This is a genomic window from Prosthecobacter fluviatilis, from assembly GCF_055388355.1.
The window spans coordinates 1,843,664-1,856,705 of the sequence record NZ_AP043782.1; the positions used below are offsets into that span (position 1 = coordinate 1,843,664).

A 13,042-nucleotide genomic window follows, 5' to 3' on the forward strand; every position below is an offset into this window, starting at 1 on the left:
GTGCAGCCGTTTGCAGATGCAGGGAAGGCCGTGAGAACCGGCCACAGTGGCGCTGCGGTATCGGGTAACAACCCTCCATCCATGTCTTCGGACATGGAGCAAAGCCAATCGGGAGCAATCCTTGGTGAAGGCGGAGGCGAGGCGCGGTGGATCATTCCACCGCAGAAACCCGGAGTCCGAACATCTCGCTGCAAATACATCATCCGACCCGCCATGTGGCGGTGAGCGGATGATTTCATCGAACCAATGAACACCCCAACGACATGTACCTCCAGAAACACTCTGGTCGCCGCCCCTGCGCAGCGATCACCGCGGCACTTTTAGCCGTCATCCAGATCAGTGCGGCCCAGACACCCGCTAAGAAGCCAAAGAAGACGCAAGACATCCCCGAAGTCGTCATCACGGCGACGATGTCCGAGACGGAGTCCTGGCGCACCGCCAGCAGCGTCACGGTCATCGACCGCAAGAAGATCGAGGAGCAGCAGTACCGCTTTGCGGTCGACGCCCTGCGTAACGTCCCCGGCGTGACCATCGCCACGCCCGGCATTCCCGGCAATGTGGCCACGGTGATGACACGCGGCACCACCACCAAGGATACCGCGCTGATGATCGACGGCAGGCCCCTGCCTGCCAACCTGGCAGGTTCCTTCAACCTGGAGACCATGGCGCTGGACAATGTGGAGCGCATCGAAGTGCTGCGCGGCCCCGCCGCCAGCCTGTATGGCGGGCGCACCATGGGCGGCGTGATCAACATCATCACCCGCAGCGGCAAGGGCCTGGAGAAGCCAAAGAGCACGGCCTTCTTTGAAACCGGCAGCTACGGCACTTTCCGCGAAGGTTTGAGCTCCATCGGGGCCATCGGCAAGCTGGACTGGGGCATTGAAGCGAGCCGCACAGACATGCAGGGGCAGCGCGAGAACAGCCAGTTCAAACAAACGAACCTGGCCGGCAAGGTCGGCTACCAGTTTGCGGACAGCCTGCGCTTTGACCTCGACATGCGGCACTACACCGCGGAGGTGGGCGATCCCCGTGCGAACGTCGGCACGAATGCGAATGATCCGGACAACCGTGTGCTGACGGAGTTTTGGAGCATCTCGCCACGGCTGGTGTGGGACACCAATGACCGCTGGACGCAGTCGCTCACGTTTTCGCACAGCCAGTTCCGGCAGGTCTCCACCGGGTACAACGACCCGCCGTTTTTCAATCCGGACAACCGCACCAGCTCACGCACGGATTTTTTGGAATACAAAAGCATCGTGAAGGTGACGGACAAGTGGACGCTCACCGCCGGAGCGTGGTTTCAGGATCAGAAGATCAGCCGAGTCAATGACACCGCCGGGATGCTGGACATCTCCCAGGCGCAGACGAACTATGCATTGTTCGTGCAATCGCAGGCGGAGCTCTTCAAGGGCTTCAATCTCATCAACGGCGTCCGCTATGACAAGTATTCGGACTTCAGCAATGCCTTCACCTGGCGCAGCGGCATCAGCTACATGGTGCCGAAGATCAACACCGTGCTGCATGCGAACTACGGCACCGCCTACACCCCGCCCACGCCGCAGGATCTGACGCCCGTCTTCGGCGGCAATCCTGCCCTCATCACCCCCGAGCGCAGCCGCGGCTACGAGGCGGGCATCTCCCAGCCGCTGTTTGAAAACAAGCTCACATTGCGCGCCACTTTCTTCCGCAATGACCTGCGCAACACCTACCAGTACCTGCCACCGTTTTTCATCCCCGTGGCCGTCGGTTCCGCCACCACTCAGGGCCTCGAAAGCGGTCTCGACTGGAACCCCTGCGCCATGTTTGGCCTGAACCTCAGCTACACCTACCTGGACGCGTATGACAATACCAACATGGCCCGCCTGGTGCGGCGTCCGCGCCACTCCATCTCCGGCGGGATCCGCTTTCAGCCGGTGAAGGATGTGACGTTCAATCTCAGCGCCATCTATGTGATCGACCGCGAGGACTATGACCCCGTCACCTTCGCGCAGCGAGACCTGGAGGATTATCTCAACGTGCGGCTATCCGCGAACTGGCGTGTAAGCGAGCACCTGGATCTCTTTGCGCGGGTGGAAAACCTGCTCGGGGAAAAGTACGCCGAGATCCCAGGATACCCCGTCATGAGCACCGGAGCCTATGCCGGGCTGCGTTTGCGCTTTTGATCTGCATGGCTAACAATGGGGCGTGAGCAGCCCTCCGCCACGCCCCGAATCCCCTGCCGCACTGCGCGAACGTTTCATCCGTCGTGTCAGTGCGGACAGCCCCTTTTACCGGCTGTTCGACCACCTGCCGGACCTGGCCTTCTTTGCCAAGGACAGCGACTTCCGGTTCATGTGCGCGAGCCGCCGGTTCATGGACCGCTTTGGCATCACGGAAGAGGCCGGCATCGTGGGCAAAAACGACTTCGACCTCTTCCCTGCCCGCCTCGCGGAAAACTTCCGGCGCGATGACGAGGAAGTGATGCGCACCGGCAAGGCGCAGCTCAACATCGTGGAGCTGTTCTTCACCGACCAGGGCCTGCCGGACTGGTTTGTGACCAACAAACTGCCGCTGACCGACGCCAAGGGCCGAGTCATCGGCATCATGGGCACGGTGCAGAGTTTTGAGGGCAAGAAGCAGCTGCTGCAGCCCTACCTCCAAATCGACCGCGCGCTGGCCTACATCCGCGAGCATTTCCGGACCGGGGTTTCCATCACCGAACTCGCGCAGATTGTGCACCTTTCGCCACGGCAACTGCACCGCAAATTTGTCGAGACTTTTGGCGCGAGCCCGCAGGCCTTCATCATGAAGCTGCGCATCCAGGCTGCCTGTGAGTCCCTGCAGAGAGAAGGAGCCAATATCTCGGACGTGGCCCGAGATCTGGGTTTCTGTGATCAGAGCGCCCTGACACACCACTTTCACCGGCACATGGGCATGACACCGCTCAAATACCTGCAGCAATTCCGGCTCAGGCGGGTCTAGACGGGCAACATTTCAAAGCAGAAGAGCTGCAATTTCCATTTGCTCCGAGGCCGAAGCCCTGTTACAGACTCCGCCCCACGATTTTCGCGCGATTAGCTCAGTGGTAGAGCATTGCCTTCACACGGCAAGGGTCGCAGGTTCGAACCCTGCATCGCGCACCATTTGTTGTCAGGCTTTGATCAGCCGTGACCTGTTCACACGAAGCAGGTTCAAATAAGCCGGAGAAGCTCATTATGCTGACGCTCTTCAAACTTGCGGGATGAGTTCACCCTCGCGCACCAGTTTCCCACGCTGCAGAAAGAGCTGCCCCTGCTTGATGGTGAAGAATTCGAAATGGGGATCGACGGCGTCGTCATCGATTTCGCAACGCAGCTCGCCCTCGGCTTCACCAAGGGTTTTTGCGACTTCTTTAAAAAGCTTCAGGATCACGTGATCACGCTCACGGCCCATCCAGGAGAACTCCAGGGACTGCAGAGCCAGATCTACCTCGATGTCGTTTTCAGCAAACAAGTCGTCCAACTGGTCTGCCTTTTCGCGGGAGAGGATCTTGAATGTGAAATAGCCATCGTAGGTTCGGATTTCGCTCATGCGTGGCATGCTTGGCAGCTTTTTCGTGTGTGAACCAGCGAAATGATGCCCGGAAAAGCTTGGGCACCAACCACGTGAAGCATGACATCTGGAGCGAGGTGTCTGCGGGCTTGTGACTTCATGTTTGGGTGGACAGCCAGCGCCGCATCGTGCCACCCGCCTCCATTTGAAGGCGATCTTCTTATTTTGCACCTCCAGATCCCCTACCCTGAAAGTGTCCGAAGAGTAAGATGCCATTCATTGCTGCTTCGAAGCATACATTCATTCCCCTTCTTGCGATCCGTCCTGAAACCATGATCTGAATTCAAAAGATGTTCATGATCTTGTGGCGCTTTGCGCCACTTATCGACCTCAGGGCAGTCTGCTTTTGAACTTGTGGGATTCTGGGATAACAGAACGCCCCCTTTTGCTTTTCCAACCAAGAAGAGCGCCCCCCAAAAAAACCATGAGTGCTCCGCTACTCAAAAGGCAGCTTCGTCGCTGTACCTTTTGTCTCATTCTTCATGCCTTGTTGCTGTCCGCCCTGCTAATGCAGCACGCTCCCGGCTTTGCCGCAGATGCAAACTGGACTGGCGGCACAGGCACACTGCTTTGGTCCACCGGAACGAACTGGAGCACCTCTTCTGCACCGGGCGACACCACAGGCACCACGAATGCGGACACCGCGACTTTTAACACGGCGGCGGGTGCGACGACCATCACCATCGACACCGGACGCAATCTGCGCAATCTGCTGTTTACCAACACAGCAGGCGGCTCTTTTACGATCGGCAGCGCCGGGGCCAATGCGGGAGAAGCCCTGCTGCTGAGCAGCGGTGGCTCTGTGACGATGAACTCTGGCAACACCTCCACCGTCACGCTGAATGCGCCGATGGTGATCGAGCCGGTCAGCAACGCTGGCAATGGCTCCTACACCTTTGCCAACAACTCCACCTCCACGCCCACCACGGACGCGAACCCCTACCCGATGACCATCAATGGCAGCATCAGCGGAGGAGCGACCACGGGCACCATCACGCTGAATTTCGCCGCCACCACAGGCAACCGCAGCAACGACGCCTCCGCCAACATCATGAACGGCCTCATCTCAGACGGGGCATCCGGCGGCGTCAGCGTGAATGTCACCGGCAGCGGCGGCCAGCTGGGCGTGTGGCGCTTCAACAACAATAACAACAGCTACACCGGCAGCACGACCGTGAACAACGGAACCCTTATCTTCACCAGCATCGCGAATGCCGGGGTGAACAGCGCCATCGGCGCGGGCAGCATCCTGAATCTGGGCAGCAACACGCATGTGAAATACGTGGGCGGCGCGGCCTCCACCGACCGCGCCATCACCGGCAGCGGCTCCTTTTACAACAACGGCACGGGCGCGCTGACCCTGAATGGCACCCTGGCGGCCGGGCTGACGTTTCGCGGATCGCAGAACTTCATCGTCAACGGCCTGGTCTCCGGAGCCTCCGGGCTCTCACGCACGGATTCCGGCAGGGTGTTTCTCAACAACAACAACAACTCCTTCAGCGGCAACATCTCCATCTCCGACGGTGCATTTCAGGTGCTGACGATCTTCAACACCGGCGTCAATTCTTCTGCCGGGAAGGGCAGCACTATTTCTCTCGGCCAGGCGAGCGCCACCATCGGCACCTTTGAATACGCAGGAAACACCACCTCCACAGACCGCCTCATTGTGATGAACAACGCCGCCACGGGCAACACCGGACGCGGCGTCATCAATGCCATGACAGCCGGTCAGACGATCACCTTCACCAACGGCGTCCGTTTGGCCAACGGCAACACCGTCAGTTCCAACGCCAACTATTCCGACCTCACTCTGACCGGCAGTGGCAACGGGGAGATCCAGGGGCAGATCGGTGGCACCACCAGCAACGCCGCCACCGTAGTGAACATGCAGGTCATCAAAACCGGCACCGGCACCTGGACGCTCTCCGGTGCCAATACCTACACGCTGCAGACCACGATCAGCGCGGGCATTTTGAACATCCGCAACAGCAGCGCCCTCGGTGCGGTGCTGACCAGTGAAACCGTCCCCTCGGCCGCCAACGCGGGCACCGTCGTCGCCAGTGGCGCCACCCTTCAGCTGCAGAACAACATCAGCGTGGGTGCCGAGGCTCTCACGCTCAGTGGCACGGGTGCCACCGGGCAGAATGGCGCGCTTGTCAACGTCAGCGGCACCAACAGCTACGGCGGCGCACTGACCTTTGGCACTGCGAATGTCGCCATCTCCTCAGACAGCGGCAGCCTCGCCCTTACCAGCACCACCGCCATCGTCGGCGGCACCCGCAGCCTGACCCTCACGGGCGCGGGCAGTGGCAGCCTGGCCGCAGCCATAGATACCAGCGTCGCCAGCCTGACCAAGAACGGCACCGGGATCTGGACGCTGAGCGGAACCAACAGCTACACCGGCGCCACAGCGGTGAATGCGGGCACGCTGAATGTGAAGGGAACGCTTGGCAATACAGCGGTGACTGTGGCCAGTGGCGCAGCTTTCGCGTATGCAGGTGCGCTTGGCGGCAGCCTCACCGCCGCGAACAACACCACGATCATCGTTGGCGATGCATTGACAGCTGGCAGCACGGGCACGCTGACCGTTGGAGGGAATCTGGTGCTCAATGACAGCACGCTCCTCCTCTTTGATCTGGGCACCAGCAGTGATCTCATCCAGGCCAATGGAACCCTCATCACTCTCGATGGCGTTGTGCGCGTCACGACCGGCGCTGGTTTCACCGCAGGCACCTACAAGCTCATCGGCTACACCGGCACCCTGACCGACAACGGGCTCGTGGCCCAGATGCTCGCCGGATACAACACGAGCATCGTCGTCGATACCGTGAACAAAGCCGTCAACCTCGTGGCCACCGCCATCAGCGCGCAGTATTGGGACGGCACGGACACCGTGGCAGACAGCCTCGTGGACGGCGGAGACGGCGTCTGGACCAATGCCGGCACCAACTGGACGCTGGCAGACGGCAGCAACAACACCAACTGGTCGGCCTCGGCGGAAAAGATCGCCGTGTTTGCGGGGGCCACAGGCGGCACCGTACAAGTGCAGGATGCCGTGGTGGTGAACGGGCTGCAGTTTGCCCGGAGCTACACGCTGGCCAGCTCGGGTGGGCAGATTCAAATCTCCAATGCGGCTACGGAGGTGCGCGTGGATACTGGCGCGACTGCCACGGTAGCAGCCCCTGTCACGGGCACTGGTGGCATCAACAAAACCGGAGACGGCACACTGATATTCACCGCAGCCTCCGGTACCAACACCTACTTGGGCAGCACCCTTGTCACATCAGGCACGCTGAAAATCGGTGCCAATAACACCCTGCCCACGAACACCGCTGTTACCGTTGGCTCAGGATCCTTCACCGCCACTCTGGATCTCAGCACCGCCAGTCAGAGCGTCGCCAGCCTGCAGATCGCATCCAATAGTGCCAGCGCCTACAGCACCGTCATCATCGGAGCTGGGCAGACACTCACGGTCAATGGCAGCTTCTACGTCGGCGTTGCTGGCAATGTCAAAGTCAACACCTTTGCCGCCGTCACTGGCCCAGGCGCCTTGGTGGTGAACAATGCCAGCGCCAACTTCGAGGCGGGCCTTCAGACAGTCACCTCGCAGACTGCCGCCAATCTTCTGCCCAATGCCACAGGCCCGCAGTTTGACATGGCAGCCAATGCCAACAACACGACCACCGATTTCACCGGCCTCGGCTCCTTCACCGCCAATGTGAACGAATTCCGCGTGGCCCAGGGTATCAACAACATCAGCACGCTCAAGCTCTCAGACACCAGCAACAGCATCACCGCAAACTCCGTGCAGATCTCCAACAGCGCGGACTTCAATGCCGGCCAGGGCACGCTGCAGCTCGGTGCAGGCACCAACGTCATCTCCACCAACACGCTCAATATCGGCGTCTCCAAGGGCGTTGGATTCGTCCAGTTCGCATCCACAGCCCCTGGCAGTGCAGGCACCGTCGTCATTGGCGGAAAGACTGGCGCCACCACCAACATCGTCGTCGGCAGTTCTTTGTCCACGAACACCGGGGCTTTCCCCACCGGCACGCTTGATCTTCGCGGCCACACCGCCACCGTCGCGGCAGGCTCGCTTGTCATTGGCAAGCGCAGCAGTCCAGGAGCAGGCGGCGCCCTCGGCACAGTTTCATTCGACACCGGAACCTTCACCGCCAACAGCGTCGAACTCGGAAGCATGGGTGGAAATGGCGGCACCGTCGTCAATGCCCCCGAGGCCAAAGGCACACTCAACATTGGCGGCGGCACCTTCACCGTCAATGCAGGCGGCAGCTTCGTCCTCGCCACCTACGCCAACACCAACACCTTCGGCAAAGCCACGGGCATTCTCAACATCACCGGCGGCACTCTCATTTCCAACGTCAACATCACCGAAGGCGGCAGTGCAGGCTCCACCACCAGCAACACTAGCAGCACCATCACCCTCAACGGCGGCACGCTGGACATGACCGGTCACAGCATTGGCGATGCCGTCAACGTCATCGACACGCTCACACTCGCCTCCGGCACGCTCAAAGACGTGCAGGAAATCAACGGCGGTGGCGCCGTGACCAAGAGCACCACGGGCACGCTCACGCTCCTCGGCACCAACACTTACACCGGAGCCACCACGATCAGCGCAGGCACCTTGCAGGCGGGCAATGGCGGCACCTCAGGCACGCTCGGCTCCGGGAATGTGGTCAACAACGCCACCCTGGCCTTCAACCGCAGTGATCTGCTGACAGTAACCAACAATGTGAGCGGCTCGGGTGTGGTGAATCAGACGGGAACAGGCACCACCGTGCTAAAAGGTGCCAGCACCTACACCGGACAGACCACAGTCAGTGCGGGCAGCCTGCTGGTGAACAATGCGTATGCCGGTACGGATTCCGCCACAGGCACCAACACGGTGCAGGTGAATGCAAACGCGACTCTCGGGGGCACAGGAAGAATCGCCGGTTCCGTCAATCTCGCTGCAAACGCAACTCTGGCACCGGGGGGCAATGCCGCCACCGTCGCCGCAGGCACCGCTGGGCTGAGCACGGAGATCGGCACCGTTTTGATCGGCGGGAATCTCACCGTCGGCGCCTCTGCCACGCTGGCTCTGCAACTGAAGAACAGCGACTCCGGCCTCAACGCGACCTTTGATGCCATCACCAACCGCCTGACCAGCGTGAGCGGCACCGCGACGGATGGCGGCAACGACCGAATCATCGTGAATGGCACGCTATCGCTCGATGGAGCCTCCACCCTCAGCGTGACTCTGGGCGCAGGATTTGTGCCCACCTACCAGGCCGTGTTTGACCTGGTGGACTGGACCGGCTCAAACATCGCCCTGTCTTATTATGACTCGGGCAGCGGCATGCGCGTGGGAGGCAGCGCCGACAACGCGGGCTTTGCGCTCGACCTTCCAGATCTGACTGTTTACAACAGCAGCTGGTTTTGGGATATGAGTCTGTTTGGCAGCACTGGAGTGATCGCCATTGTACCCGAACCCAGCCGTGCTCTGCTGCTGCTCAGCGGCCTGCTGGCCCTTGGCCTGCGGCGGAGAAGGTGGCAGGCTTTGCAGTGAGAACGAGAAAGCTGATACCGGAGCTCACTGCGGTTTGCGATTCAGCCGCGCGGGCTTGAACCGGAGCACGGCGGCTTTGAACTGGTCCAGCACCTCATGCGAGGAACCGTAGCGGCCGGAGACGTACATGGCGGCAAGGGAGTCAAACTGCGCGGAGAGATCTGGGCGAGCAAGGGCGACACGCCTAGCAAAGGTCAGGGGCCCTTCATGGGGCATCCAGCTCTGCACACCTGCCCTGCCGGCGCGTTTGCAGGCCCGCTGCCAAAGACGCACCCACGGGTCGGAATGACGGGCCGGACGCCGCAGCCACAGAGTGACCAGCAAGGCGCCCACGAGCACAAAAGCCCCGCTGGGGATGAGCAACACCAGTTTGCTGTGGCGCAACCCCACGCTTTCAAGCAGACCGCGCTGTGATTCCTGATTGTAGTCGATGACCTGGTTTTGCCAGTCGTAGTTGACGCTGTCCCACCACAGCCGCAGATGCTGCATGGTGCGACCCCACAAGGTGCGGCGCTGACGCTCCGCCTCCTCCGCACCGCCGGCAAGAAAAGCGCCCAGATCAATATTGACGCGGTCAGGGGCGAGAGCCGCTGTGGGGTCGATACGAAGCCAGCCAAATCTTTCCAGCCACACCTCCACCCAGGCGTGGACATCGCTTTGCTTGACGATGAGATAGCCGCCATTGCGGTCGGAATACTCGCCGCCGAGATAGCCCACCACGATGCGCGAAGGCACATCCGCCATGCGCATGAGCGTGGCAAAGCTGGCGGCGAAGTGCTCACAGAAGCCGACGCGACGGCGCAAAAAGAAATCCTCCAGGGCCTGAGGCCCCTTGTACTCCCCGGGCTCCAGGGTGTAGCTGAAGCCCTGTGTTTTGACGTAGGAGAGTGCGATCTGCACGAGCTGCTCGTCATTTTGAGTGACGGACTCCCAGTAGTCTGTGAGCTTTCTGAGCTTGGGCGAGATGACTGCCGGCAGCTGGAGCGCAGCCTCCCGGTGGCTTTCGGACAGTTCACGCACCGGCTCCTGCCCTGTGGGCTGTTCGCAATAGGACAGGGTCTCAAAGCGCTCGGAATTCTGCACGCTCATGGGGGAAACGAGCGACTGATCGAACTCTGGATACAGATCCTCGCCGCGGAGCCGCGCCTTGAGCGGATGGTCCAGAGCGGGGAGCCAGCGTTTGCCGTGAGCCTCAAGGTCGATGACCTGCCTGAAGCGCATGCCACTTTTCGGGCGCGGAAGCTGTGGCTCAAAACTCAGACGTTCGCCGCGCGTCCACCGCATGCCTTCACAATTCCAAAGCGTGAGGCAGCGCCAGTAGCGAACTTCGTTCGAAGGCAGAGCGCCGTCAGGGAAGCGGACACGGAAGGCCACATCCGAACTCCGGGCCACCTGGGTGATGTGGCCAGGATCGAGAACGTTGTCGATGCCCGTTTCGCCAAATCGGCTGCGACCAAGAGCGGAGCCCAGGTCCAGAAGTCCGCGCGGGAAAACAAAGAAGAGCAGCACCGTCAAAGGCAAAGCCTGGGCAAAGAGCGTGCCAGTGATGCGGAGAGGCTCACGCGCACCGGGCAGGCTGCGCCGGAAGCGCACCATGCAGGCCGTGATGAAAAGAACCACCACCACAGTCCACACGGAGCGGGAGAGATGGTTTTCCAGGAGAACCGAGCAGAAGGCCAGAAACCAGCCGATGAGAGCCAGCACCTGAAACTCGCGCGGAGTGCGGCTTTCCAGCATCTTGGCCCCGGCGAGCACCAGCAACAGTGCGATGCCCGGCTCCATGCCTGCCAGCTCCCCATAATTGAAATACACAGCCGCAGCGCCCGAGATGATGACGCCCAGGCGCACCAGCACATGAGGCACAGGCATGCGCAAGACCCCACGCCAGAGCAGACACAAAGCACACACCACCAAGCCAGCGGTGGAGACGTAGCCACGCAGCGGCAGGATGGCGAGCAGCAGGGCGAGGCTCAGGAAGAACAGCGGGCGTTTCGGCAGAAAGGTGGACTGCTCCAGACTCAGCACGGTTGCCGCCCTCGCGGCCTTCAATTCTTCCGAGCGGGAGGCTCCGGCCTCCGTACCTGACTGCATGGAAAGGGCATCAAGGCAGCGCCGCAAATGGGCGGGCCCATGCCCCGCGCCAATGGTGCGGCCGGGCATGCGGAGCTCATAGGGCCTGCCCTCGTCTTCACAGACCTCCATCCAGCGGGCGATCTGCGACGCGCGAGCGTGCTCATCGAGGCTGAGCGCATTCCAGTCCATGACCACAACGCCCTGAGCGCCGCTGCTCCATGCTTTGACCATCAGCGGGCCACCACGGGCCACCGAGCGCCAGTCGATGTGCCGGGGTGAATCTCCGGCGCGCCACTCTCGAAGGCCGGCAAAGTCATCGCCACCTCCGGTCTGTGCACGGGAGGTGGAAACAGCGATGGCATCTCCTTGGCGGGAAGATTCAGCAGGCGGAAGCGGGAGATCTCCCGCAGGCTGGGGATGGACACGCCGAACCCATGAGGTCTCGCTCACGCACTCCGCCGAGAACAGGCCCAGAGGATAAACACTGCGCACGACGAGCTGCAGTGTGCCGCTGGAATGAGTGAGAGGAGGAGGCAGATCGACGACGACAGCCCCGCCCGCCGGGACACGCTCAACAAAAATGGGAGCGGCAGCGCCGATGACGTAAACTTCAAGCCCACAGGGAGAAATGGCCCCCGTGGCACGGAGCTCTACCGGTATGGATTTTTCAGCCTCCTGAGACGCCGGGCGTGCCCCCACCAGCCGGATTTTCAGCCCCCGCAGATTGGCGCGTGCATGCAGCCAGGACAGCAGCCCCATGGTGGCTGTGAGCAATGCGATCAGATGCGCCGCGCCATTGGACTGCGCCTCGGCCGCGTACCACATGCCTGCGACGATGGCCAGCAGCGCCAGTGTGTGTCGGTTCCAGCGCACGCGCACTTTCATGGCATCAGGGCACCGGGGTTTCGGCTATCAGCTGCCTCGCCAGCTCCACCCCCGTCATGCCATCTGCGGCATGTTCGAGACGGTGCCCCATGATGACGACCGCGACGGCTTGAATGTCCTCCGGCAGCACCATGGCACGCCCGTTGAGCAAGGCCCATGCGCGGGCGGCAGAAAGCAAAGAAAGCCCGGCGCGTGGAGAGAGCCCGTGCCCCTGCACCCGGCTGGCGGCCAGGAGATCCTGCAGGTAGTCAAGCAACGCAGGTGACGCATGCACGGCACGCGTCCAGCTCTGCAGCTGCTGAAGCTCAAGGAAAGACATGGCCGGCTGCATGGACCGGAGCATCTCGCGGCGCTCCTGCCCCTCCAGCAGAGCACGCTCCGCCACGCGATCAGGAACCCCGAGGGCGAGCCGCATCAAAAAGCGGTCCATCTGAGACTCCGGCAGCATGAAGGTGCCGATCTGAGACGAGGGGTTCTGAGTGGCGATGACAAAGAAAGGCTCCGGGAGAGGATGGGTGGCACCATCGGCGGTGACCTTTCCCTCCTCCATGGCCTCCAGGAGTGCGGACTGGGTCTTGGGAGTGGCGCGGTTGATCTCGTCTGCCAGGAGCACCTGCGTGAAGACCGGGCCGCGATGAAAATGAAACGCCGCCGTATCGCGGTCATACACTGAAGCGCCAAGAATGTCGGCAGGCAGGAGATCGCTGGTGAACTGAACGCGGCGGAAGCCCAGCCCCAGAGCCTGGGCGAGCGCCTGGGACAGCATGGTCTTGCCGACGCCTGGCTGGTCTTCAAACAGCAGGTGCCCGCGTGCCAGCAGGCAAGTCACCGCGAGGCGTACGACATTCTCTTTGCCAAGAATGATCTGAGACACGCTCGCGATGATGGATTCGATTTGCTGGGACGCTTGCAGTGCGGTGGAGGCAGGCAGCATGGCGTCTG

Annotated in this window: 6 protein-coding genes and 1 tRNA gene; 4 read left to right on the plus strand and 3 right to left on the minus strand. The window is 61.5% G+C overall.

Annotated elements, in window-relative coordinates; all coding sequences use genetic code 11:
• Nucleotides 1-263 precede the first annotated feature (263 nt).
• The 3 genes from ACZ5WW_RS07180 to ACZ5WW_RS07190 all read left to right on the plus strand — a co-directional run bounded on the left by ACZ5WW_RS07180 (nucleotide 264) and on the right by ACZ5WW_RS07190 (nucleotide 3,122).
• On the plus strand, nucleotides 264-2,162 hold the full coding sequence (locus ACZ5WW_RS07180) for a TonB-dependent receptor plug domain-containing protein (protein ID WP_377170583.1): 1,899 nt from the start codon (nucleotides 264-266) through the stop codon (nucleotides 2,160-2,162).
• A gap of 22 nt (nucleotides 2,163-2,184) precedes the next feature.
• Entirely contained in the window at nucleotides 2,185-2,961 is a 777-nt protein-coding gene (locus ACZ5WW_RS07185) for an AraC family transcriptional regulator (protein WP_377170581.1), read from the plus strand.
• 86 nt (nucleotides 2,962-3,047) lie between these two features.
• A tRNA-Val gene (locus ACZ5WW_RS07190) sits at nucleotides 3,048-3,122 on the plus strand.
• An 85-nt stretch (nucleotides 3,123-3,207) separates the two neighbouring features.
• Here ACZ5WW_RS07190 and ACZ5WW_RS07195 read toward each other — a convergent pair.
• Nucleotides 3,208-3,549 (minus strand): hypothetical protein, encoded by a 342-nt coding sequence (locus tag ACZ5WW_RS07195; RefSeq protein WP_377170578.1) that lies wholly within the window; start codon nucleotides 3,547-3,549, stop codon nucleotides 3,208-3,210.
• 529 nt (nucleotides 3,550-4,078) lie between these two features.
• Between ACZ5WW_RS07195 and ACZ5WW_RS07200 the strand changes: the two genes are divergently transcribed.
• Nucleotides 4,079-9,142, plus strand: a complete 5,064-nt coding sequence (locus ACZ5WW_RS07200; protein ID WP_377170576.1) for a beta strand repeat-containing protein — start codon at nucleotides 4,079-4,081, stop codon at nucleotides 9,140-9,142.
• Nucleotides 9,143-9,166: 24 nt separating this feature from the next.
• Here ACZ5WW_RS07200 and ACZ5WW_RS07205 read toward each other — a convergent pair whose 3' ends face one another.
• Both ACZ5WW_RS07205 and ACZ5WW_RS07210 read right to left on the minus strand, forming a co-directional pair.
• Nucleotides 9,167-12,100, minus strand: a complete 2,934-nt coding sequence (locus tag ACZ5WW_RS07205) for a transglutaminaseTgpA domain-containing protein (protein ID WP_377170574.1) — start codon at nucleotides 12,098-12,100, stop codon at nucleotides 9,167-9,169.
• A 4-nt stretch (nucleotides 12,101-12,104) separates the two neighbouring features.
• Nucleotides 12,105-13,034 (minus strand): AAA family ATPase, encoded by a 930-nt coding sequence (locus tag ACZ5WW_RS07210; RefSeq protein WP_377170881.1) that lies wholly within the window; start codon nucleotides 13,032-13,034, stop codon nucleotides 12,105-12,107.
• Nucleotides 13,035-13,042: the final 8 nt, after the last annotated feature.

Bases quoted from the DNA above. Each gene is read 5' to 3' on its own strand.
- ACZ5WW_RS07195 (WP_377170578.1), bottom strand. From the start codon at position 3,549: ATGAGCGAAATCCGAACCTACGATGGCTATTTCACATTCAAGATCCTC.
- ACZ5WW_RS07205 (WP_377170574.1), bottom strand. From the start codon at position 12,100: ATGAAAGTGCGCGTGCGCTGGAACCGACACACACTGGCGCTGCTGGCC.
- ACZ5WW_RS07200 (WP_377170576.1), top strand. From the start codon at position 4,079: ATGCAGCACGCTCCCGGCTTTGCCGCAGATGCAAACTGGACTGGCGGC.
- ACZ5WW_RS07210 (WP_377170881.1), bottom strand. From the start codon at position 13,034: ATGCTGCCTGCCTCCACCGCACTGCAAGCGTCCCAGCAAATCGAATCC.
- ACZ5WW_RS07180 (WP_377170583.1), top strand. From the start codon at position 264: ATGTACCTCCAGAAACACTCTGGTCGCCGCCCCTGCGCAGCGATCACC.